The organism is Hoylesella loescheii DSM 19665 = JCM 12249 = ATCC 15930 (assembly GCF_000378085.1).
Taxonomy (GTDB): domain Bacteria; phylum Bacteroidota; class Bacteroidia; order Bacteroidales; family Bacteroidaceae; genus Prevotella; species Prevotella loescheii.
Window position 1 is genome coordinate 1 of the sequence record NZ_KB899218.1, and the last position, 24,777, is coordinate 24,777.

Here is a 24,777-nt window from a genome sequence, read left to right on the forward strand (position 1 = left end):
CCGAAGTCATGCTGATAATGATTCTTTTCCATGCTTCCGGTTATCACTGCTTTAAGCATTTCTATCTTGAAAAAGTATGCAAGCATCTTCGCCATCTGTTTCCCAATGTTGTTTCTTATAACCGTTTAGTGGAATTGGAAAGGGAGGTAGCCGTACCCTTAACCTTGTTTATCAAGAAGGTCCTGCTGGGCAAATGCACGGGCATAAGCTTTGTTGACAGTACACCACTGCGTGTCTGCAAGAATCAAAGAATACATATTCACAAAGTTTTCAAGGGCATAGCCCAAAGAGGGAAATGCTCTATGGGTTGGTTCTTCAGTTTCAAATTGCACTTGATTTGCAATGAAAAAGGAGAGCTTCTCAACTTTATGATAACGCCGGGAGATGTTGATGACCGTAAGCCTTTGGAGTACAAGGCATTCATAGATTTCATCTATGGTAAGCTGGTCGGTGATAAAGGTTACATCAGCAAGAACCTCTTTCAAAGGCTTTTCGTTGACGGAATACAGCTTATTACCAAGTTGAAAAGTAACATGAAAGGAGCATTAATGAGCGTTTCTGACAAGCTGTTACTCAGAAAAAGAGCCATTATAGAAACTGTGAATGATGAACTTAAAAACATCGCACAGGTAGAACACTCCAGGCATAGATGCTTTGACAATTTCATCGTCAACTTATTAGGTGCCATTGCAGCCTATTGCCTGTTTCCAAAGAAACCGTGCATCAATCTCAATAGGACTTTTGACACACAACTTACGTTGTTCTGAATTCGTCGAACTCACGTTAATTATGAATTCCCTGATGCTTCATGAGCGTGAGCTTTTCGTCAGCGAGAACGCTGATGAGCAATGCAACGGTTTCCGTCCCGACGTTGGTACAGTCACGGCTTTGAATTTTCCCTGCGCGTTCCCCGCAGCCGCAGCGGCAACTTCTATCCCGTTCTCTTGGGCCTGATACGCAATGAGAGCGAGGAACGTGCGAGGCTGTTCAACCTCCTCTACACCAAGGGACTTACTACACAGCAGATAGGCGAGATCTCCGACTACGTCTACGGTCGCGCTTACAGCAAGCAACAGGTCTCGCATCTAGCCAGGAGTTGCCGTGAGGACGTTGAGCTGTGGCTCGGCCGCACCTTGTCCTCGCATTACCTGGCCGTCTACATTGACGCCACCTTTATCTCCACCCGCAGGGACGGGCAGGTATCCAAGGAGGCTTACTATACCATGCTGGGGGTGTTGGAGGACGGAAGCAGGGAAGTGCTCACCCTAGTCAACCATCCCACGGAAGGGGCCGTATGCTGGAAAGAGGAGCTTGAGGCGTTGAAGGAAAGGGGCGTCGAAAGGATTGACCTAGTCGTTTCCGATGCGCTACAAGGCATAGAGAATGCCGTCTGTGCTGCCTTTCCGCAGGCTGCCCACCAGTTCTGCGTGGCACATGTCAAGCGACAGATACTCAATAGCGTATCCCATAAGGACAAGCTGGCAATGGCTCAGGAACTAGCAGAAGTGTTCTCCTTGGAGAACAAAGAGATGAAATCCTTGCAGGGATACGAACATTTCAGGCGTAATGGAAAGAGAGGATAGAGTAGAAGGTATACTTACACACTTTTAAAGACAGTACCAAAGCGTTCAAAGTGAAACCTCTATCTCCTACCAAGAAGCTACGCCATTCCCCTATAAACAGCAAGCCTGCCGAACGTAAACAAGATAAAGCGGCGATGCGCTCGATACTTGTCCGCGTTCGGCAGGCTTGGTTTCTGTGCCCATAGATGTTGTGCACCAAGGTGCATCGGGCGTTTATTTGCAGTGCAGAAGCACTGTAAGGGATGTGCGATTTATCTAAACCCGATAATCTTACGCACTTCTTTAAGCGTTTGACTAGCACTTTCGCGCGCCACTTCGGCCCCTTCTTGTGCGATGCGGTCTAACAATTGGGTGTTTGAACTATACTCCCTAATGCGCTCGCGAATGGGCGAAACAGTCTTAATAATGTCTTCGGCAATCTGCTTTTTCAGGTCGCCATAACGAATGGAGCAGTCGTTCCACTTCTCGTCGAAGTAGTTGTAGGTCTCTGGTTCGGAACAAATGCGCAAGAAAGTAAAGAGGTTTTCAATCACTTCGGGTTTAGGACTGTTGGGCGTTTGCGGCCCCATATCGGTTACAGCCTTCATCACTTTCTTACGGATAGCTGCGTCTTCTTCATACAGATAGATGCAGTTGCCATCGCTCTTACCCATCTTTCCTGTGCCATCTAGCCCTGGAACCTTCACGGCTTGCGTGTTAAAGTAGAAGTTTTGCGGTTCGGGAAAGAAGTCAACGCCATATATATGGTTGAAGCGACGTGCACATTTGCGCGCCATTTCCATGTTCTGTTCTTGGTCTTTACCCACTGGCACCTTCTGCGCACGATGCTGCAGAATGTCAGCAGCCATCAAAGTGGGATACGTCAACAAACCTGCGTTAACGTTGTCGGGCTGTTGACGCGCCTTATCTTTAAAGGTTGTGACACGCTCTAGTTCGCCCAAGTACATGTTCATATTAAAAAACAGGTACAATTCGAGTGTTTCTTTCACGTCGCTTTGTACGTATATCTTGGCCTTTTGTGGGTCGATGCCACACGCTAGATATTCGGCCAGGATCACACGAGCACTGCGTTGGATGTCTTCGGGCTTCGGACTGGTGGTAAGCGAGTGCCAATCGGCAATGAAAAACAGGCTTTCGTACTCGTCTTGCATCTTCACGAAACTCTTTACTGCTCCGAAATAGTTGCCCAAGTGAAGATTTCCTGTGGGCCTAATTCCGCTTACTACTTTTTCCATCTTTATGCTTGATTATGCTGATTATCGATATTTAATAATGTGTATGCAAAGTTACAACAATTGGCGAAGATTGCAAAAAAGGCGTGGGATGCAAGTCCGTCGGGAGGTTGTGATGGACTTGTTGGGCTAATTAAACCAATGGGGCTTGACGAACTGGTCTACCCTGCCCCGTCAATCGGCCTTTTTACATCGCACGCTCGTTAAACAAAAAATCCCGCAACCATGTTAGATTGCGGGACTTCTGCGTTGTGGGCGTTGACGGATTCGAACCGCCGACCCTCTGCTTGTAAGGCAGATGCTCTAAACCAGCTGAGCTAAACGCCCGTGCTTTGTTTCTAAAAGCGATGCAAAGGTATGGCTTTTTTTGCGTTTGGCCAAACAATTTGCAGAAAAAATGTTTGGCAATAGTGGGTTTAACGCTCTTTTTATATGCCGAACCCACCATGAAACACCCATATTAAGGCTAGCTTTTGAGTTTATGACCAATGGCCCGCAACACAAACCAGGCATGCATCGCCAGGGTGAGAAACAGGCCATAATGGGTGCGCATAACGGCAAAGCGCTCTTTTAGCGAGGCACGATGGTTCTTCACGGTCATACCTCCATCAAGGTAATTGGCCACCACGGCTTGCACGTTTTTTAGCGAACGACCAGCCATTTGGCCCGCTTTCATCACACGTATGCACCAATCTACATCTGCCGAGAAACGATATTCGAGGTTGTAAGGCGTTTGTTTGGCCAGCGAAGTGAGGGCGTAAAAGGCCTGATGGCATACCAACATGCCACGACTAAACGATCGCCACGACAACCCTCGACGTGGAACGGGCCGGCGATGGCGAAGAAAACGGCCGTCGGCATCTACAATATCGGTGTCGCCATACAGCACCGCGGGCAGCGTTTCGGTATCGCCCACGGCGTTGGCCACGACTTCGAGGGTCTGCGGCGAGGGGAAAACGTCGCCTGCGTTGATAAAAACAAGGTAGGTGCCGGTGGCCATGTCGATGCCCTTGTTCATGGCATCGTACAGTCCCGCATCGGCTTCGGCCTTCACCCTTATGGTGTGTGGGGTGTTGATTTCGGCCATGTCGGCCACGTATTGGTCGATAAGTGCGCGCGTGTTGTCGGCAGACAACCCATCGATGAGCAAGTGTTCAACGTGCGGATAGGTTTGTTCGGCCACGCTTTTAAGTGTTCGGGGCAGCTCGGTGGCGGCATTATAGGTGCAGGTGATAACCGAAAAGCTGATCATAACATACATTTTTTAAAGGCAAGTGCCTGATTATACACCTCTATATATTGAAGGGCGACGGCCGATTGGGAGTAATTGGCCAGCACTTTACGTACTGCTTGGGCGCTAAGTTCGGCATAATCGGCCTCGTAAAGCACCCATCTGATGCCTTGCGCAAGGTCGGTCGCATCGCGATAACGTGCCACATAGCCGTTCTTTTGGTGGTCTATCTCTTCGGGAATGCCACCAACGTTAAATCCTACGCAGGGCACACCGCAGGCCATTGCTTCCATAATGGTGTTGGGGAGGTTTTCGGATAGCGACGGAAGAACGAATGCGTGCACCGCATTGTAGAGCGAAACCATGGTAGAGGTATCGCTAACGTAGTCGATGGGGATAATGGGGAAAGGCAGTTCGGGCACAGCTTGGTTGGCTTTTCCACCGAGAACCACCAGCGCGGTGTTGTCTTTCATCTCGGGATATTGTGCTGCCAGCAGCTGACAAGCCTCAACCAGATAGGCCAGACCTTTGTTGGCATTGGTGGCGCGCTGTGCGGCGAAGAGTATTAGACGTTTGTCTATGGGCAGATTCATTATTTTTGCAGCCTCAACCTTGTTCTTCGGGGTGAACATACGCGTATCTATGGGGTTGGGAATGGCAAACACATGGCGACCGCGTAGCAGTTGGCTTTGGCGTGCTTGGTCGGCCAACCATCGGCTGCATGCCACAAAATGGATGTCGCTTTTCTCGTAAATGCGCTTCTTCTTGTTCCAAACCTTGGTGGAAAGGTCGTTGTCGCCACCTCCGCCAGGTAGGTATTTGCATCGCCTACACTGCTGCTTAAAGTTGTTGCATCCAAGTGTGAGGTGGCAAATGGCCGTTGCAGGCCAGATGTCGTGCATGGTCCATACCACAGGTTTACCGCTATTCACGATTTTTCGGATGTCGTTGAGCGAGAGCATCCCTTGGTTAATCCACGACAGGTGGATAATGTCGGCTTGCTTAAATTCGGGTAGCGAGGTGATGTCAGCTCCCGTATTGGCCACGTCGATGGCAAAAAGGTTGCGACGCTTGAAGTGTAGATGCCAAAAGATTGTCCACCTCTCCCAAAGGAAACGCCAACCATTGCGCACACTTTTGGGCAGTGCTACCACCACGGGATTGGTGGTTTGCTTGTCGCGCACTAGCATTCGGGCCTGCACGCCACTGTTGTTTAGGGCTGCAACAAGTCTTGCTGCGGCCACGGCAGCTCCGCCATTACGCTCGCTGGTGTTAACAATCAGTATTCGCATCTTCTATATATATAATATGTGTATTGGTTTTTGGGTGGGTGCTTGGCGGTGTGCCTACTAAGCATTGCGCATCGCTATGACACTGCAAACTTACTGAAAAATCTCCAAACACCAAAGGCCAAGATGGGGTTGTGTAATAAGGAATAAATACGAAATAGGCCATATTCGAGCCTAGAACAGCGCGAATACGTAGCCAAAGCATAGAAAACGGCAACAAAACGACAGCAAAAAGGACGAATAAAAAGCATTAATATGGCTGTGTTCGAACACACAATGTTGATTTATATCAAGAATAACGCGATTTTATAACGAAAGTATGTGCCAACTATTGTGGGATTGTGAAAGTCGTCGTAACTTTGCAATGTCAAAAGGTTAATAGATTGTTTAGGTTAGTAATATTAGATTTAGGTTTTTAGTTATTAGATTAAGGTAGATTGTTAGATTGTTTAACGGATGACAATGGAAACCGTGAGGCTTTCATTTGTTTAGAAAGAATTTTTAGTTAAACATAATGATACGCTGCATCTCGTTGAGAGAAGCAGCGTGTTTTTTTTGTGTATAGGCGGGTTTTACTTATACATACCGCACCCTGTGCATAGTAAAAGCCTTCTTAATCGTGATAAAACTTCATGGTATAACAGCAACATTAGAGGTTTTGCAATTATTTATCGTCATAATGACCCAATGCCGAAACAATGAACACAACTACTGTTTTGTCATTGACCATATATCTCAAACGATTCTTTTTATCTAATTTCCTCGACCAAACTCCATTTACATGGCGTAGTTGGTGTGGATGTCCTGTGCCTGTGTAAGGGTGTGCTCGAAGTTCAGGTATAAGACTTTCAAACTTTTTGTAGGCCTTTATGTCGGACTTCATCATTCGAAAAAGTTCCTTTCTAGCCTCTTCCGAAAATTCTATCTGATACATTCCTCAGTTCGTTCTAAAAACTCCGTCAAACTTTCCCCTTCGCGCATTCTGTACGTTCTACCGTTTTTAATGTCTTCAAGACCCTTCTGTATGGCTCTCAATTCAGCCTCCGAGAGGTTGTCTTCATCGTTAGCGACACGAATGATAATAGGGCGTGCGTTCTCTCTAGCGACAACTACAACGTCGCTATCCACCAATTCCATATACTTTTCTTGATTGGCCGTAAACTCTCGCATTGTTATAACTTGCATGATTTCAATATTTAACCAAAAGCAAAGATAAACAATCCTTTCCTAAATTCCAATATCTCATGCCGTTATTTGTGTTTTCTGCCCCAGTGAATATAGATCACTCACCATCATAATCCCACTGAAACCCACGGCATTTTAAAATAATAGTCGTACTTTTGCAGTGTGTTTTGCCTTTTGGCAAGAAACGTTGGGTTGGGCAACGCACTGCCCCATGCCACGAAACATTAACAAATACTGCATTTATGACATTTCTAAAACCATTTAAAGCCATTGTTGCCGCCCTCGCGTTGGCAACGATTTCCACGGCTTGCATACGCGAAGAAGCGCTCAATACCGAAGCAGACATCACTGCTTTTCAGCTTGATGGCAACCTGCTAATACGCGAACCGGTGATAACCAACGATGAAGTGCGCCTCTATGTCAATGGATGGGAAGACCGAAGCAAGCTTGCCCCACGCTTCGAACTTACCCCTGGCGCAACCATTTCGCCTGCCAGCGGAACAGAAAGAGACTTCACCACACCACAAAAGTACACCGTTACTTCGCAAGACGGACAATGGAAGAAGACATACACTGTGACTTTCATCTCTAACGACGTGCCAACGGCATATCATTTCGAGGGCTTAGACTATCATATATATAAGGATGAAAACACGGGCAAGGAAATTAAAAAGTTTGAAAAGCTATACGAACAGCTTGCCAACGGTTCAAAAATTGAGTGGAACAGCGGCAATGCGGGCTTCATGATAACGAACGCCGATGCCTCGCCAAAGGATTATCCCACCATGCAAGACGATGAAGGGTATGTGGGGAAGTGTGCAAAGCTAGTGACAAGAAGCACTGGACCCATCGGTATTGGTTTTGGCGCGCCACTCGCAGCAGGCAATTTGTTCTTGGGCGACTTCCAAATCAACATCATAAACATGGCCAAATCCACCCATTTCGGTCTACCCTATCGCAGCAAACCCGTTGCCATATCGGGCTATTATAAGTACCAACCGGGTAAGGATTTTACCGATAAGAACAACACGGTGTTGCCAAACGAGCGCGATACGTTCGACATTTACGCCGTGATGTACGAGAGCACGAAGGAGGTTCCCCATCTAGACGGCACCAATATCAAAACGCATCCCAACATTGTGATGATTGCACAAGTAAAGGAACGTAAGCCAACGGACAAGTGGACACACTTCTCCATGACTTTCGAACCAGTTGCGGGACGTACGCTCGACCCCGAAAAGCTGCGCAATGGCAAATATAACTTGGCCATTGTGATGTCTTCCAGCCAGGGCGGAGCCTTTTTCCGCGGTGCCGTTGGTAGCACATTGTGGGTAGACGAGATGCAATTGTTTCACGAATAAAGCTTAATGATGAAAAGAAAACATATCCTATTGGCCCTTGCTTTCGTGGCCTTTGCACCTGCCACAACGGTTTTTGCACAGAACGAACGCAACGAAAGCCTGATACAATCTGAGAAAAACGGGTGGGAATACGAAGTGCGCGCTGGCGTTAACATAGGCGGCGCCAGTCCGATGCCACTGCCCAAGGAGATAAGGAAGATAAACAGTTACAGCCCGAAGTTTAACGGAAGTATCGCAGGTATGATGACCAAATGGCTGAATTGCAACCGAAACTTTGGCGTAACAGTCGGTCTACGACTTGAAGAGAAGGGCATGCAGACCGGCGCCACAGTGAAAAACTATGGCATGGAGATTATAGACGGCGGGCAGCGCGTGGCCGGAAACTGGACGGGCAACGTGAACACGGTGTACAAGAGTTCGTTCGTTACACTGCCCGTGCTAGGTGCATACAAGCTGGGCGACAGCTGGAAGTTGCGCGCAGGCCTGTATGTATCGTATAGAATGGATGGTGAATTCTCGGGTTTCGTTAGCGAAGGCTATCTGCGTAGTGGGTCGCCCGTGGGCGAAAAGGTTAGTTTCACCGACGGAAAGACAGCTGCCTACAACTTCTCTACCGACCTTCGACGCTGGCTTTGGGGCTTTCAGATGGGCGGTTCGTGGCGTGCTTTCAAGCATTTCACGGTTAATGCCGACCTCACCTACGGCTTTAACAACATCTTCGAAAGCGATTTCCACACCATTACCTTTACCATGCACCCCATATATATGAATGTTGGGTTTGGCTATATCTTCTAATTTTGCCCATAACAAAAAGTCATACAAGCAGGATTAAGTCTGCAAGCAAAAGCCGTCACGATGATTATTCGTGGCGGCTTTTACGTTGTTGCCCACTTAACTGGGCCACGTTATGCGCTTTTAAGCATTTCAGATAACGCTAGTATAAGCAGCGAAAGTCCAATCAAAGACGAGAGAGCGATTAACCCAACAACAACCATAGCGGCTGTCCAATCGCGCATTCGAACCGCATTGATCAGATAATACAATTGCACCAATAATGCAACACAGGCACAACCGACAAACCCCACGGGTAACCAATCGGGGCAATCGCATTTCATGGTCTCTCCTGCAATGAAGCAAAAAACGATCGTAAAAAGCACAGACAGAAGGTATAACCATGAATATTCTTTAAATACACGCATAAAATAACCAACTCCTTCCTTATATAGTTCAATAAAAGATAAATTTACCCAGCATTCATTTACCTAGATTTTTCATCACTATTCAAACTTAGTTCTCGACACTAACCGCAGGTCTGCCAGTACCACAGCCGTTTCTTCATCACCTTTTTCCGCATCCTTGGGCCGCCATGCCACGACAAACCGCACCTTTGCGCCATGCACATCATAGCCCTTTCCGCTCCACATCTGCAATGTTTGGCTCATACCTTTAGACAACATGGCCACAGGCTTGTGCCCATTGGGTGTGTACAGCACATTGTCCTCTACCAACAATTCATCGCCAGCACGCAACACCAACACATCTGCCTTGCGTTGTTTAAAGTAATCTAGATACACGTCTTTATGCGACAATTGCAGCACGACCTCATCGGGCATGACGTAATCTTTGGTGTCTGAAGTGTGCCTATCTGCAGTTAACCTATCGAAACAATTGCCGTTGGTGTGCACATACAACCTTTTCTTCGCCCGAGTTATGGCTACATAATAACGGCGCAACAGTATGGATTCCTTCGGGTAACGCCCTGCCACAAGCAGATAAACGTTATCAAACTCCTTACCTTTAGCCTTGTGGATGGTACTAACAACAACGTCTGCACGCGAGACATCACAAAAATCTTCCACAGCCGACTCGAATACAAACTCCTTAAAGTCGGTTGCATACTTCTCCCTGTTGGTTTGTTCAAAAACCTCTATGCATCGTTTCAAGTATGCAAGGCTTTCACTTCTCGCGTATGTCTCGTATGTTTTCTGTTTGGCCTCTTGCCAAATTTCATCGGGGATAATGGCCGTTTGGCCACGTTTATCTAGCTTCCGCAAGAAATATCTGGTCTCCGCCATGTTCCAAAACCTAAATCCATCCAACGATTGTATCAGCTTTGCATTTATGCCCTTACGTCTCAACAAAGCCAACATGATAACCGCCTCTTCATTTGTTTGGGTTAGCAAGCAGGTTGTTCCACCATCTTTACGTTGCACCAACTCTTCTGCCACAGGCTGGTAAAGGTATTTAGTCTGATGATGAACCACCTCCACCCAGCCATTTTCGTTACAGATGGCAGTGATTGGCGCTGTTTTCATTCGCCCAGGCATAGCTTTCACAAAATCATTGGCAAAGGTCACGAGGTGCATATCACTACGATAGTTCTCCGTCATCTCTATCAGTCTACTCCCCTCGACGTGTGTCAAGCGTTGCATGTATGCCGAATTAGAGCCTCTGAACTCGTAGATATTCTGGTCGTCATCGCCAACTGCAATCACACGCATGTCCTCGTTCTGCGCCATTAAGGCCTCAACCAAGGCGAATTCGGCCTCTCCCATGTCCTGTGCCTCATCGATCACCAACACCGCCTTACCTATTTTATTGGGCTCAACCTCACCTTCGTTAATCATTTGGGCAGCTTTTCTCACCACATCTTTGGCGTCTTCTAGGTTGCCTATTCGACCAAGCAGATCGAAACAATAGGCATGAAAGGTTTTAATCTCAACAAAGTGGGCGGCATTACCCACCAACTTCATCAACCGTTGTTTAAACTCGGTGGCAGCTGCTCTCGAGAAAGTAAGCATCAACAGCTGTTCGTGTTTCACATCTTCAAGTAGCAATAGCGAGGCCAACTTGTGCACCAACACCCGCGTTTTTCCACTTCCAGGACCTGCCGCAACAACGATGCAACGTGTATCCTTATCAGTTATGATTTGTTTTTGGCATGCCGACAGTTCGCCAAACAGCTCCTTATACTTCCTTGGGGTAAGGTTTCGCTGTATCTCGTTCACTCTTTCGCCCTTAAAATATTTAGAAACAAATCGGCGATAGTCCATTTGAAAATAGTCTTTAACAAACTGTTGCGCCGCATTGTAATCTTTCACCATCATATTTGCATACTCGCCCACGATATGTATCTGCTGTATTCGCTGGCGATAAAACTCATCAAGCACGCGATAGTCGTCTTTACTAAATCGCGCCCGGTTATCTTTCACGCGCTTAATGTTCATGGCATTGTATATCACAAGAAACCCACCATCCAGCTTAAGTGCACCAATCTTAGCGAGATAGAGCAATGACTCTTCCACCTCTTCAAGCTGTAAGTCGGCAAACGAGCCAAAGAGTGACCCTCCTTGAGCCTTCATGTCGTTGAGCAAACTAACCACCGAGAATGTCACGGGCTTGTTTGGCGCATTTTCTGGACCTGTTTTCTGCATCAACTTATACAGCCATTCCACCGCAAAGCGGCATATATGCAACCGCCTTTCAAAGCGTTTCATCAACACATCTGCCTCAACCATCCGGCGTAACTCCACATGATGCGCCGCATTTTCTTTCTTGCGCGTGTAGCCCTTGATGGTTAAGAAGTAGAGCAACGTGCGTATATCTTTCTCTTTTGCTTGGTCGATGCCGTGGTTCACGGCATTATCATTAAGCTGCTTATAGGTTGTAAGCAAGGGGTCGTGGGGCAATTGGGTAAGGATGTGGCGTTCTAGCTTGGCAAACTTGTCGAGCAGGGCATTCGACTTTCGTTCAGTTTCGCCACTGTCGTACAAGTAGGCAAGCATGTCTTTGGTGTCGGCTAGGATACCTTCTTGGCGCATACGCCCCACCACCGACACGATTTCAGCCTTAGCTATACCTAGTGTGTCGGCCAAATAGTCTATTCGAGCTTCGCCTTCGGCATCCCTCGACTTCACCGTATTCTTCCTTGATATGAGCGATTTTATAACGCGCACGGCCTTTTCGGTTTCCTCTTCATCAAAGAGAATCGAGGCATCGATGCGCTTACGTGCCTCGTCCATATTACAAACAGTGATGCCAGTGGCATAAACATGTGGAACATTGTTTCCCCTAATCAGGAAACCAGCCTCTTCTAAGGCCGACAATGCAGTGCGCACACGCGTCTCAACATCGCTCACCGAATCGTCCCAACCTGCCTGTCGGGCTATTTCCAAGGCCGAACAATTCACCCCCATGCGCATCCTAGTGAGATCTTTCACAGCCTTCCACACCCGTTGTATCTCGTTAATGCTAAGCTTTGTTTGGTTCAGCATAATGAAATGCTTCTCCAAATCGCTATCGCTATACAGCACATAGCATTTTGCGCTAAGGCTTGGATCACGTCCGGCGCGTCCTGCCTCTTGAACATAATTTTCCAACGAGTCGGATATGTTGTAGTGAACCACCAATCCCACGTCTTTCTTATCTACGCCCATACCAAATGCCGAGGTAGCAACAATGATGCGCACGCTATCGTTCATGAAGGCTTCTTGGTTGTTTGTCTTTTCGTCGGCCTCCATCTTTCCGTTGAAAGGCAGTGCCTCGAAGCCATCGCGAGTAAGTCGTTGGGCCAGCTCTTTTGTGCGTTTGGTACGCGACACATACACAATAGCAGGACACGTGCTTGCCGTCATCAGCGCGCGAAGCTTCAAATACTTGTCATTATCGTCTTCGGTGTGTATCACGCTGTACATCAGGTTCGTTCTTGTTGCTGATGATGTGTACAGCCCCAGTTCTAAATCCATCGTCTGACGAAAGTAGTCGCAGATGTCTTGCACAACTTTTTGCTTGGCCGTTGCCGTGAAACACGATATAGGAATAGGCTGCTGGTTCAGCCGTTGCTTTTGAAGCCAGCTCACAAACTTACCTATATAAAGATAATCCACCCTAAATTCTTGGCCCCACGACGACAAGCAATGAGCTTCGTCTATCACAAAGCGCACCACATGGCGCATGCACAATATGCGCTCAATGGTTTTAGAACGCAGCATCTCTGGCGAAATATACAGCAACGAGGCATCGCCGTTCTGCACGCGCTCGATAGCCAAGGAGCGTTCTATGGGGTCGAGCAGGCCGTTTATGCTAACGGCGTCGGTTATTCCACGCTCGGCAAGATTGTCAACTTGGTCTTTCATGAGCGACTGCAAGGGCGAAATAATCACCGTTAGTCCATGTACAGCCGAACCGGCCATAAGTGCAGGTAACTGGAAGGTGAGCGACTTGCCACCGCCTGTGGGGAAAATGGCCAACAACGATTGCCCTTTTACAGCAGCCTCAACGGCTTGTTGCTGTAGCGGTTCACCCTCGTAGGTGCGAAATTCGTGATAACCAAAGTAGGTTTCAAGCCCCTTTACCGCATCCAGATGGGCGTTGCAATACTGGCAACCTTGCTTGCAAGGCGTGCTACGCAAAAGCTTCATCACATGTTCCACCATTGGATAGGTGTACAACACCCATCCTGGCGTAACCGAACGCTGGTCGGTGGTGTCGATAAGCGCCAGTGCATAAGCCAGTTCGCAAGGATATTTAGCCGCGACGTCTGCCAAAGGGGCGTTACCGCAAATCTTTTCGGCATAGTGTTCGACTATTAGTTGGGGCACGTTGGTTTGCTTTGGCTCTGCGCCCACCATGCGTAAGAACCCTTCAAACTCACTTTGCCCCCACAACAACGAGGTAAACACACTGCGTTTGTGGCTTGGTAATGCCAGCCAATGGGCTATTTCGTCGTCGAGTAACGCCTTAGCTTTCTCGCAATCATTAACAGGGTTGTTCAGTTCTTCCACTATTAGCTTGTCGTCTTTCACAAGCTTGTGGTATGGACGTTCAGGGAAAAGCAACGGCGAAAGATAAAGCGTATCTACCAAATGCCACCGTTTAGCCTCTCCCTTGGTAAAGAGATATTTAGCATCGTGGTGCACAATGTTATGCCCACAAACAAAATCAACATCGCCAAGAAAGCTTAACAACTCAGTTTTCGAGGCCCTATGGAAGATTGCCCCATCACTTCGCAACGCCCCAATGTCGTGCACCTGATGGCTTTTCTCTCCCACTTCTGCATCCACAAAGGCATAACGCAGAGGGGTGTTGCTTTGTGGCACACCTTCACTCCCGATGATGTCTGCTGCATCCTCGTTGCGTTTTGCTCCCCAAAGTCTGTTCCATAATGCCATAAGTCAGTAAGATGGTAACGGTTTTGGCAGGCTATTGGTTGCCATTCGCTAGTCCCTGACACACAGGGATATGGCTAACCACACCTTTTCATTGCCATGCAGTAGGGCAAATTTACACATAATCACGATAATGGCCAACACATTTTAAGCATTTCTTTACATCTTTTCAACAAAAGATGATGGCCACAATCAGCATTACCACCTTTTTTTCCTCACACGAACCTCCGTTGCAGCCACCGCCTTACAGGCACATCGTAGAATTTAAGGCATATCCAAGCCAGGGCAATGCTGGCAAATACGAGGGCTAGAACTGTGGGAATGGTTTCGCAGAAAGGCAGGTTGTTGCGCTTTGCATAGGCAAAACAGGTGTAGAGAAGGGGAAAATGAACGATGTAAAGAGGATAAGAGATGTCGCCAAGAAAGTTGCATACACGCGTAGAAAGGGCATCGGTGGTTTCACCCGATGCGCCCAGCCACACCACAAGCGGAAAAACCAACAGCACACAAAGGGCTTCGTAGATGCCGTTTGCCCACATCTGGCTTTCTCCGCCTAGGCGCGGAGCCACCGCAACAGCCACTATGAGCAGGGCACACCACCAAAAGGCACCCCGTATCTTGCACTTACGCGACACGCGCGAAAGCAACAAACCTGCGGGGAAAGCAAACATCACGCGGAGCAATCCGCCCCAAAAACCGTAGTCGGCAAAGGTCCATCCCGCGCCCAAGGTGCCACTCCCGTTGGTTACGGCATAACCAAAGAGCGCGCCTGCCATAGCAAACACCAATAGGGCGAGCCTACGCGTAGACAGTTTACGAATGGCCAACACGTAGAGCACGTTGGCTATATACTCGAAAAACAACGACCACGTGGGACCGTTTAGGGGAAATATCTCGCCAAATCCACGCACCTCTACCCCACTCCATGCAGGCACTAGAAATATGTTTAACAATGTGGCGAAGGCTAAAAGGGCCACCGGCACGTCAGACACCTTTAAGTAATCGGTGGCTTGCCCATAAAACAACAGTCCACCCAAAAGGGCACCTATCACCACCATGGGATGCAGGCGGATAACCCTTCGCTTAACAAAGGCCATAATGCCCATGGTGTTTCGGCGGTCGTCGTAGGCATATCCGATAACGAAACCCGACAGCATGAAGAAGAAATCGACAGCCAAATAGCCGTGATTGAAATAATGCGTGAGGCAGTTTGTGGCAAAATCTTCGCCTATATGATAACAAATCACCACGAGGGCAGCAACGCCACGCAATCCGTCTAGCAAGTGATAGTGCGGTTTGGTATCGGCAAAGGCTGCCGCAGAGGTATTGTTCGGGGTCATAGATGTGGTATGTATTGGGTTTTATGAGATGCAAAGGTAAGAAAAAAAGGAGGAAAGGGCTAGGAGCTATCAACAAAAAAGCCTCGCACCCAACCCCTCTCCAAGGGAAAATGGGAGTGATAAGCTTAGTCATTTCTTTCGTTTGCGGCTTTGCTTGGCTTGTCATAGCAGACGTAATCCCTATCCGCTTATTAAACAAACATCACATGCCACTCCCTTCTCCTCATGGAAAGCGGTTGGGTGCGAGGCTGACTTTGGACTGAATTAATGCCTGTTTCGAGGTAGGATAGACATATTACTATCCACAAGACTATCCCTAAGACTATCCCATAAACTCTTGCATTCGGTCACAGCAAAATGTATCTTTGCAAACCAAACATCAATAATATGAATATCACTTATCAACAAATCCCAAACGGGTGGCCTGTTTGCTTCCTCAACGAATGCAAGTTTAAGGCTCAATGTCTGCGTTATTTGGCAGGCCAAACAGTTCCTAACGACGTGAAAACAATCGAAACCGTGATGCCGGCCATGGTAAAACAAGATGCATGCACTATGTTCAGAAAGGTTGAAAAAGTACACGTGGCCCTTGGTTTTAGCAAGATTTTCAGAGACGTAAAAGCTTGTCACATAGCTAGAATGCGTGCAGAGATGGCCTATTACCTTGGCGGAAAGAGTACATTTTACCGCTACTTGCATGGCGAGCGTGCACTATCGCCCGAACAACAAACGTGGATACGCGACCTCTTTCTCGATTATGGCTACAACGAAGAGGTAAATTTCGACGGCTATGAATATCGCTTTCGTTTTTACGACGACTGCATTTAAGCGGGAATTGGCAGGTTGCAAATTAATCAACAACCAAATTAAAGCATTGCAATTTTTCGCTTTGCGTTAAGCGTCTATTCCTGTTTCATCACCTCGAAACAGTTATCCACCTAAGCCCCTCAATGCCTTTTGGGCTTTATCTGGTTTCATTTTGTTTTCCCCTTGCAAAGGTATAGCGTGCTATACATCATAATAAAAAGCCTGTTAACTTGTTAATCCATTAACTTGCTAACCTGCAAACAAGGTGGAAGACATATTCAGATAAAGACCGAAAGCCCATTGAAGGGCTTTTATTTTTTTACCTATTACACCATCAGAATATAAAACACGGCTCGCTCCCAACCATCTGTACTCCCATTCCCGACAAGATGGAACCTCATTCCACATCATCTGGAACAATGTTCCATATCATCTGGAACACGATTCCATCTTAGCGATAACGCGACAGTTCACCATAAAGTTCATTACTAGAGCATATAACCGGGAAATCAAAACACGAAAAAACGACTTGTCTCTTACAAGAAATGGGCCTATATTTTGCCATTTCTAGATAAAGCGCCACACGTTTTTGAGCAAGGTTAAGGGCTAAGAAAAGCTTGTTTATGTCAACTGCCGCGTAGCTGTTGGTATAATAAATGCCATCGATAAACAGACCGAATGATATGGCGACGAGGAGAGCAACATGCCCATTCTTTACATAGAGACGTGCTCAACGGGAAAAGGACCAAGACCTACGGCCTTGTGAAGTGGGGATCATCGTTTAGGCAGGGTTGGGAGCCAAAGCGACCTACCCTGCCTAAGTGGACCATTTAACCCTACAAGGCCGTAGGTCTTGGTCCTTTTCCCATTGGTTAATTTCCCTTTTTTGCGCACATAAAAAGCCTCACCCCACCCCCTTGGAGGGGATTGGAGTGAGGCTATTTTGAGGTATTGAGCATTTTATTTACCTGTCTTCACCAAGTTTAAATAATCTTGGCGAAGCTTCTGGGCCTTACGTCCGAAGGGACCAGTGGGGCACATGTTGGAGTAATAGTCGAACGATACGGCACGCGTTATGCGTGGTATGGACATTTCGATGCTTAGCTGTTGTGCCACGCGCGAGATGAGTGCAGGAGTATTATCCTTGTTAAAGGTTTCGAGGTCGGTCCAAAATTCGCCCTTAAAGGCAGAGCCATCACCAAACAAACCCGCTTCGGCATGCTTGTAATAGGTTTCTAGACGGTCGAGCGACACATGTTCTACACCTACGCCATCTTGCAACATAATTACTTGCAGGTTGCATTTGCCCAACTGCGACATGAAGGTTTTCAGCTGTTCGGGTGTGCTTAGTTCGCTATTCCAAAAAGCAGCGATGGACACAGGCTTATTGTTAAGCTGGTGCAAGTGGTTTGAAATGCGGTCTACAAAGTGCGTTCTGAAGAGGTTCATCTTCTCTTCGGTGTTGTAGGCGTAGGGCTCGGGCTCGTGCGGAATATACCAACCCTTGAATGCAGATTGTGTACCGAAGAGCGCATTAATCTCAGTTGCCATGCGATTGCATCGGTTGGCATGTTCGTCGAGCCATGTTTCGGAGGTTTGATTTTTCCAATAACTCTCGTCGAAATAAAGGCCAACATACACTTCCATACCCTTTTCGGCAGCGGCAGCGAGCAACCTACCCAAGGCATATTTACTTTTTTGCGTAACAAAAGTTTCGTTCGTATCGAACCACACTTGTTGGTCGTGGGCCGAGAACTGGGCGATAACGGTACGCATGCCTATCTTCTTCATGCCTTCTAGCAAACTGCTCCATTGGTATGGTGCCCAATTATCTTTGTCGTAGAAGGTAACGAACGAACCCGTAAGAACTTTCTTGGCATCGGGTTTGGGGTATTGTGTTTCGTCTAACGGTGCCATTCCGCTGTCTTTGGCGCATGCGGCGAACAGTAAAGACAGCAATAGAACTAAAATTGATTTATGCATATTATTTTAATTAAGGAGTTATTTTTGAGGAGTTAAGGAGTTAGGGGGAGTTAAGGAGTTAAGCCAAATGCTTTCTAGTGAGTAGTAAAGGAGTAAGGAGTAAAGCTGTAAGGCAGTAATGGAGTTAAGCCAAATGCTTTCTAGTGAGTAGTAAAGGAGTAAGGAGTAAAGGAGTAAGGCAGTAATGGAGTTGAGTAGTTAAGGAGTTAAGCCAAATGTATAGGTGGCATTAGTCATTTTTTCACCTTTTCACTCTTTCACTTTTAGAGGCCATGGAGTTAAGCCAAAGGCATCGGTGCGTTAGTCATTTTTTCACCTTTTCACCCACTCACCCCTTCACTTTTAAGAGTTTTCACTTGGAACAGTAAATCGACTTACAAACCTCCATCTTACGACCCAAGCGGCAAGAGCACTCACTCCCCTCTCCCTTTGGAGAGGGGTTGGGGGTGAGGCCTTCTTTTATTGCATCTCATCCAGCACAAGAACGGGCTGCTTGCCATCGAGGTCTTGCCGTGCAAAGGTGGCAGTAAGCTCGCGTTCTTCACCAGGGAAGAGGGTGATAAAGTTGTCGCTCCACACTGTGGGAAGCACTTCTGCCCCACCCTCGCCTTTGGCAATGTATAAGCGATGCATAAAGGCCAGCTGTGTAGAGGGGTTCTTTACCTTAATGGTCATGATCATGTCGCCGTCACGTTGTGTTGTTCGCGTGTCGAACTTCAAGGGCACCTTGGGCATGCGCGTTAGTTCGCGGAAATCGTTTTTGCCATCGGCCGTTTGCCAATAGAAGTTGTCCGACACGATGCGGCCTTGCTTGTCTACGAGTTGTAGGCGAACGAAGTGCACGTTGCTAACACCCTGCGGCACAGGCACGGCAAAGAGTTCGGTAAAGCAGTCGGAATCAAACGCACGCTGTGGAACCGTTTGTTGCCAAGCCACGTTGAGGTTGGTGTCGTACACTTTCACGTTCACGGTGATGTCGGTTTGTGGCTTATGCATCGTGTTGATAACGCTCACCATACGGTTGTGTTCGTTCATCTGTATGTGCAAGGGCTCTAATGCCTTCTTGGTATAGTAGTACCCCGCGTTTGGATTGAGGAACCAATCGTAGATTTGCCATAACACCTGTGGCCATGTAGCATTGAGTTTCCAAAGCATTACACCCGTGGTTATGTCCCACATACGGTGGTTGGCTGCCTCGAACATGGCCCGATAGCTGCCCGCGTTGATGTATTGCGCCCAACGGATGTAGTCTTCGGCCGACGAGGGCTGACCAAACTGCTGACGAATGGCGTTGTCGTAGGGTTTGAAGGCGTAGCTTGACGGCGGACAACAGATAGAATCCCAAGCATCGTGATAGGCCCAAACCTTGTCGAGCGGGTAGTGTGCGTTGCGCGGCCCCTTACCTAAATCAAACACATACTTCTTCATACTCTCGAGCGTTGATACGGCAGGAACACCCATTTCGTTGCGGAACATCTGGTCTTTCACCTCCAACACCTTATTATAATAGTAAGGATGGGGATACCAAGTGTAGTCGGGTTCGTTCTCGTCGGTCATGCCTGTGGGCAAGTCGGGCTTGATGTAGGGCGTAAGTTTGTCTACATCCCAACCATGACTAGACGTTGCAATGAAAGGACGAGTTGGGTCGTGCTGCTTGATATAAGTGCGTAGGGGCACGTAGAGTTCTTCGCGCACGATGGTTTCTATCTGCATACACCACAGCGCCAACGAGGGATGGTTGCGATAACGCTTCACCACATCGTACATGTTACGCAGTGCAAGGCGCGTATCGGTGGGATTGTTGAAAGATGGTTCGCCAGGATAGCTAGTCCAGCATTGGAAAAACACCTCCCACATCAGCAGTCCATACTTGTCGTAAGTTTCCATAACGGCCTCTGGGGGCGAAGGCATGTCTTCGTTGGCAATCATGTTTACGCCAGCATTAGCCAGTAGTCGGGCCTCGTCGTACATGCGTTTGGGATTCATGTCGAGCAGCATGTCGGGCTGAATAAAGCCGCCACGACAGAATATGCGCTGGCCGTTCACCCAGAAAATACGGCCATGTTCGCCATCGCGTTCTTTCAAGGTGGAGGTTATTTGGCGTATGCCGAAGGTGGTGGACTGCGTGTCGGACACCTTACCGCCCACTTCAAACGAGAGATCTAGGCGGTGAAGATGTTGCAAACCATAACCATTGGGCCACCATAAGTGGGGATTTTGCACGTTGAGCTGTGCAAACTCTTCGGGCGAAAAGTTAACGGTGAGGGTTTTGCCAGCGGGTATGGTGACGCGCTTTTCAAAGGCGATGGTGGGCATTTGGCCTGGCATCTGCTTTTTATAAGTATGAAAGTCTATTTCTTTTAGCAGGTTGATGCGTCCGCGCAACACACCCGTTTGGGGTTTGTTACCCGCGTTTCGCAATTCGGTTTGCACCGATATGCTGGCCTTTGTGGTATCGGGTAGGTTCAGGTTGGTAACGATATAGGAGTTTTCAATTTTCACATCATCGGTGTAAGTTAAGTACACGTCTTGATAAAGTCCCATATTGCGGTCGCGTACAACGGGCGAGCAATCCCAACCTGCCATGAATTTGAGGGTGACATCTCTGAAAATCTCTTCTCCCTGACCTCTACCTGGGCCAAAGGGGGTGAAGAGATAGCCTGGACGGGGTGTACCCACGTTGTCTACCTGATATATCTTCACGGCCACCACGTTAGGTTTGTCTGCCGAAACAAGGGCTGTGACATCGTATTTAAAGCGCAAGAACATGCCCGCCATCTGCGTTTTGTTGGCCACTTGCTTGCCATTCACCCATAGATCGGCCCGATAATTGATGCCGTCGAAGTTGAGCCACACGCGTCTTCCGCGCTCGCTTGCGGGTATGGAGAACTGCGTGCGGAACCAATAGGGATGCTTAAAGGGGTTTGACACACCTTTAATATGCGAGTACTTACTAAGTCCCAATCGGCGGTTTAGGTCGTCGGAGGCATCGGGTATGCGAAGGTCGTTGAGGTCGAAGTGTGGATCGGGGTACACGTTCTCTTTCACCAAAGCCCCCAATACGCTTGTGGGCACGGTGGCATTGTGCCAACGTTGGGGCTTATAAGTACGTAAAGACAACACGCTACCCGCTTGTGGCACACGCATAGTAGACTGCATTTGCCATTGCGTTAGCAACTGTTTGCCATCTTTCAGGTTGTTGTTGGAAGCGTGCGCCACCATGAAGCAGCACAGGCATACGAGCAAAGACTTTATTCTCATTATCAAAATGGGGTTGGGTTAAGGGTTAGACGAAGGGCGCATAAGACATGCCGCACCCACAAAACCTGCATTGTCGGCCAACGAAGCCATCACGATGGGGGTGCGTTGGGCAGGCAACGGACAGATGTGCGCATGCAAACCGCGCATCATGGCAGGCATGAAGAAGGGATGGGCGGTAGCGATAGACCCGCCAAGCAGAACCACATCGGGGTCGATGAGGTTGATGCACCAGGCCAAAGGCACGGCCAGATGTTGGCCAAAGGTTTCCCAAGCATCGAGCGCATGACGTTCGCCTTGCTGCGCACGCTGATAAACTTCCAGCGAAGAGGCATCGACATGGGCTATCTGCTTATAGATTTTGGCCACGCCCTGCCCAGAAATAGCATCTTCGATGATACCTGTGCCATGGGGCGAACACCATATCTCGCCCGCCGTACCTGTGGCACCGTTCCATATTTTACCGTCTACCACCAGCGCACAGCCAATACCTGTGCCAAGGGTGAAGCCTAGAACAACGCGTTTATTTCGTGCGGCGCCAAACACGGCCTCGCCCAACACCAAGCAATTGGCATCGTTGTTGAGGGCCACAGGTAAGTCTACAGCCTGTTGCAGTGCCTCGCGCAAGGCGAAATGCTGCATGGTGGGTAGCTGCGGACAATCTAAAACCAAACCAAGGTCTAGGTCGAGCGGTCCTGTAGACCCCACACCAACGCCCATAACGTCTTGCTTTTGAAGTCCGTTATCGGTCATCACTTGTCTAATTGATTGTGCGATGTTCTCCACAATCTGCTCTTTCGGCAGATGACTTTGCGTTGCAATCTTAATCGGCGTACCGATAACACGACCATCGGCAGCATCGATGGCACCCGTCATTATCTTCGTTCCGCCTAGGTCTACACCTATAATGATATTGTTCATTGTTGTTTTAAGTTTATGAGAATTGACCAAAGAAAGCCTCAACCCCTCTCCAAGAGGGCGTGAGTGAGGCCTAACTTAGATGTTTTCCTTTTCCCCACACGGCCACAGCCATAACGTATGCAAAGGCAACGACATTTACCGCCATGCCCCAAACCATGCCATGAGCGTTGCCAACAACACCGACAAGCCAGCCAATGAAGGCTCCGCCCACAATGGCTGTGCCTAAAATGCCCGAGAGCATGCCGTGATCGTGGTTAAAACTGTTGATTACGGCACTGAATATGGCTGTGAACGACACGCAAGTGAAGTAACCCACAAAGGCAAACGACACTAAGGCCACGCCTTCGCTACCCATCATGGCCACCACCAATGCCACCACGGTGAGGGCGCTATGCACGATGAAGACCGCACGTTCGCTTACCCTACGCATCAAGGCCGACGCTACCAACCTGCCCACGGCTTGCAAAAGCCAGAACAAAGCCACAATAAGGGCTGTTTTTGAAGGGAATAGTTGGTGCATAAATGTTGGTTCGGGCCAAAACGATTGATCGTTACTGAGGTGGTGAACGTTGTTCATAAAGGTGATGATGTACGACGAAACGCCCACCTCGCCACCTACGTAGAGAAAGATGCCCAAGGCATAAACCAGCACCAAAGGGTTGCGACAGAGCTGGAAAAGCTTACCGAGGTTCAGCCGTTCGTCGGCATTGGTGGTGGCTTTTGGGAAGTTCGCGAGGGCTACCACCACGAATATCACGGCATTAACCACTGCCAGAAGCAAGTAAATGGTGGTCCAACTTAGGTTGTTGGCTTGCAAAATGGGCACGATGAGCGGACTAAGGGCGTAACCTAAAGCACCAATGCCGATGATGAGGGTTAGGTTAGACGTGTAGCGAGCTGGTTGATCGAGCACCCGAATAAAGGGATTGCCCGCTATCTGCACAGCCGTTACACCCGTACCGATGAGAAACACCGACACGATAACAGCCCACGCCTCGGCACTGAGGTAGCAAAGGGCAGAACCAGTGCCCATCAACGCCGTACCCAAAAGCAACACAGGCTTTGCCCCGAAGCGGTCGGTGAGCAAGCCAAAAGGTATCGACGTTAGTCCGTAGGCCAAGAAAAAGGCCAAGGGCAACAGGGCGGCCACACCTAGCGACACACCATACTGCACCTGAAAACGGTCGATGGCCACGCCTATAACCGACGTTAGAAGGCCAAACACCACGTATATCAAGGCCGTGATGCCCAATAGAACGGTTTGCCTTTGTCCATTGTTGCTCATCGTGCACCCTCCTTTCATTCGGTTACGGTTACCTTTGCACCACGCGAAAAACTGCCCGCCTCGAAGCCGTGACGCTTGGCATACTCGTCGATGAAGAGTTGCAAGGGTACGATACTTAATATGGAGAACAGAAATTCGTCTTGTTCGTCTACGTAAACGGGCAGTATCTTGTCCGTAACATGCTGCGCCGTGTCGCGCGAATTGGTGATAAGCCACACGCGTCCGCCAAAGCCTGCAATGTCTTCGGCCATCTTCAGACTTTGTTCGAACGTACGTCCTTCGGACGCGAACAGCACCGACTTAAAGCCTGGGGCAACCATTTCCATCGGTCCGTGCCTAAACTCGCCCCCCAAGATACCTGTTGCGGCAATATGGGTGGCCTCTTTAAACATCAAGGCACTTTGACTGGCAGTGGAGAACGACGGGCCACGGGCGATGATTTGCAGTGTGGTGAGGTCGCCAAGGAAGTCGAGTCCCTTGCCCAACCACTCGTCATGGCTTGCCAACATGTCTTCAAACTTGGTCTGCAAGGCCGCCAACTGGCGTTGCGTATGGGCGTTCCAACGGTCGCTGAGATATAATCCCAAGATGCAAGCAGCCAAAGAGGTGAGCACGTAGGTCTTGGTTGAGGTCATCTCTTCACGTCCACCCTTGCACAACAGGGCAACATCGGCCTTGTGAGCAAGTGCACTATCCTCTTCGTTAACAATGCCCACGCAGAACACCGACTGTGGCAGACGCTCTAAAATCTCTCTTATCTCGTAGCTTTCGCCCGACTGCGAGGCGCAAACCAGCAACGTGGGGCGATTGAGCAACGAAAGATTGTAGTGCAATAGTTCGCTTGTGTTGATGTAATGGGCGTGAATGCCCCGCTGATTAAACAAGCTTGCAGCTGCAGAAGAGATAAAGAACGAACTGCCCATACCCGTAAATACCACGTCGCGAATGTTGCGTTGGGCGATGGCTTCCTTGATTTTGCGCAAGAGTTCTAGGCCTTCGGGGGCGGTATAGAAGTGGAGAATGTTGCCAATGGCAGCAGGTTGTTCCAGTATTTCGGTAAGAAACTTATTGGTTGACATATTCATTAGCTATTGTGCAGGCATGTACATGCGAGGCGTACATGCCTGCAATGATA

The 24,777-nt window shown here is 48.5% G+C and carries 16 protein-coding genes, 1 tRNA gene and 1 pseudogene; 5 read left to right on the forward strand and 13 right to left on the reverse strand.

Features of this window, described 5'->3' with window-relative positions:
- Both F453_RS0109650 and F453_RS14595 read left to right on the forward strand, forming a co-directional pair.
- The coding region (locus tag F453_RS0109650; protein WP_018967840.1) for an IS982 family transposase at window positions 1-767 on the forward strand (767 nt) is incomplete at its 5' end.
- A 1-nt stretch (window position 768) separates the two neighbouring features.
- Window positions 769-1,559 (forward strand): annotated as a pseudogene (locus F453_RS14595) (IS256 family transposase); the annotation flags it as partial.
- 275 nt (window positions 1,560-1,834) lie between these two features.
- On the opposite strand, the gene trpS reads toward F453_RS14595, so the two are convergent.
- The 6 genes from trpS to F453_RS0109690 all read right to left on the reverse strand — a co-directional run bounded on the left by trpS (window position 1,835) and on the right by F453_RS0109690 (window position 6,520).
- Window positions 1,835-2,818 carry a tryptophan--tRNA ligase gene (gene trpS, locus F453_RS0109660; protein ID WP_009237693.1) on the reverse strand — a complete coding sequence of 328 codons (984 nt, stop codon included), beginning with the start codon at window positions 2,816-2,818 and terminating at the stop codon, window positions 1,835-1,837.
- 249 nt (window positions 2,819-3,067) lie between these two features.
- Window positions 3,068-3,142: transfer RNA gene (locus F453_RS0109665), tRNA-Val, on the reverse strand.
- A gap of 139 nt (window positions 3,143-3,281) precedes the next feature.
- A complete protein-coding gene (locus F453_RS0109675) occupies window positions 3,282-4,067 on the reverse strand; it encodes a glycosyltransferase family 2 protein (RefSeq protein ID WP_025790021.1) in 786 nt (261 codons plus the stop codon).
- The gene (locus tag F453_RS0109680) at window positions 4,064-5,338 is read right to left on the reverse strand and encodes a glycosyltransferase (RefSeq protein ID WP_018967843.1); all 1,275 of its coding nucleotides are present in this window, start codon (window positions 5,336-5,338) and stop codon (window positions 4,064-4,066) included. The genes F453_RS0109675 and F453_RS0109680 overlap by 4 nt, the downstream gene beginning before the upstream one ends.
- 661 nt (window positions 5,339-5,999) lie before the next feature.
- Window positions 6,000-6,269, reverse strand: coding sequence for a Txe/YoeB family addiction module toxin (locus tag F453_RS0109685; protein WP_018967844.1), 270 nt, complete (start codon window positions 6,267-6,269; stop codon window positions 6,000-6,002).
- Entirely contained in the window at window positions 6,257-6,520 is a 264-nt protein-coding gene (locus F453_RS0109690) for a hypothetical protein (protein ID WP_018967845.1), read from the reverse strand. The genes F453_RS0109685 and F453_RS0109690 overlap by 13 nt, the downstream gene beginning before the upstream one ends.
- 242 nt (window positions 6,521-6,762) lie before the next feature.
- On the opposite strand from F453_RS0109690, the gene F453_RS0109695 reads away from it, so the two are divergent.
- Both F453_RS0109695 and F453_RS0109700 read left to right on the forward strand, forming a co-directional pair.
- Window positions 6,763-7,881, forward strand: a complete 1,119-nt coding sequence (locus tag F453_RS0109695) for a PCMD domain-containing protein (protein WP_025790020.1) — start codon at window positions 6,763-6,765, stop codon at window positions 7,879-7,881.
- Between the two features lie 6 nt (window positions 7,882-7,887).
- Window positions 7,888-8,676 carry a porin family protein gene (locus tag F453_RS0109700; RefSeq protein WP_018967847.1) on the forward strand — a complete coding sequence of 263 codons (789 nt, stop codon included), beginning with the start codon at window positions 7,888-7,890 and terminating at the stop codon, window positions 8,674-8,676.
- Window positions 8,677-9,158: 482 nt separating this feature from the next.
- On the opposite strand, the gene F453_RS0109710 is transcribed toward F453_RS0109700, so the two are convergent.
- Window positions 9,159-14,051, reverse strand: a complete 4,893-nt coding sequence (locus tag F453_RS0109710; RefSeq protein WP_018967849.1) for a RecQ family ATP-dependent DNA helicase — start codon at window positions 14,049-14,051, stop codon at window positions 9,159-9,161.
- A 212-nt stretch (window positions 14,052-14,263) separates the two neighbouring features.
- Window positions 14,264-15,388: an acyltransferase family protein gene (locus F453_RS0109715; RefSeq protein ID WP_018967850.1), complete on the reverse strand. Its 1,125-nt coding sequence runs from the start codon at window positions 15,386-15,388 to the stop codon at window positions 14,264-14,266.
- Window positions 15,389-15,775: 387 nt separating this feature from the next.
- Between F453_RS0109715 and F453_RS0109725 the strand changes: the two genes are divergently transcribed.
- Window positions 15,776-16,216 (forward strand): DUF6078 family protein, encoded by a 441-nt coding sequence (locus F453_RS0109725; protein ID WP_025790018.1) that lies wholly within the window; start codon window positions 15,776-15,778, stop codon window positions 16,214-16,216.
- 939 nt (window positions 16,217-17,155) lie between these two features.
- On the opposite strand, the gene F453_RS0109730 is transcribed toward F453_RS0109725, so the two are convergent.
- From F453_RS0109730 to F453_RS0109750, 5 genes are all read right to left on the reverse strand, one after another.
- Entirely contained in the window at window positions 17,156-18,178 is a 1,023-nt protein-coding gene (locus F453_RS0109730; protein WP_025790017.1) for a DUF4434 domain-containing protein, read from the reverse strand.
- A gap of 459 nt (window positions 18,179-18,637) precedes the next feature.
- The gene (locus F453_RS0109735) at window positions 18,638-21,400 is read right to left on the reverse strand and encodes a glycoside hydrolase family 2 protein (RefSeq protein WP_018967854.1); all 2,763 of its coding nucleotides are present in this window, start codon (window positions 21,398-21,400) and stop codon (window positions 18,638-18,640) included.
- Window positions 21,401-21,457: 57 nt separating this feature from the next.
- Window positions 21,458-22,357, reverse strand: coding sequence for an ROK family protein (locus F453_RS0109740; RefSeq protein WP_018967855.1), 900 nt, complete (start codon window positions 22,355-22,357; stop codon window positions 21,458-21,460).
- A 70-nt stretch (window positions 22,358-22,427) separates the two neighbouring features.
- Complete coding sequence (locus F453_RS0109745) at window positions 22,428-23,660, reverse strand: MFS transporter (protein WP_018967856.1); 1,233 nt, start codon at window positions 23,658-23,660, stop codon at window positions 22,428-22,430.
- Window positions 23,657-24,727, reverse strand: coding sequence for an SIS domain-containing protein (locus F453_RS0109750; RefSeq protein WP_018967857.1), 1,071 nt, complete (start codon window positions 24,725-24,727; stop codon window positions 23,657-23,659). The genes F453_RS0109745 and F453_RS0109750 overlap by 4 nt, the downstream gene beginning before the upstream one ends.
- Window positions 24,728-24,777 lie beyond the last annotated feature (50 nt).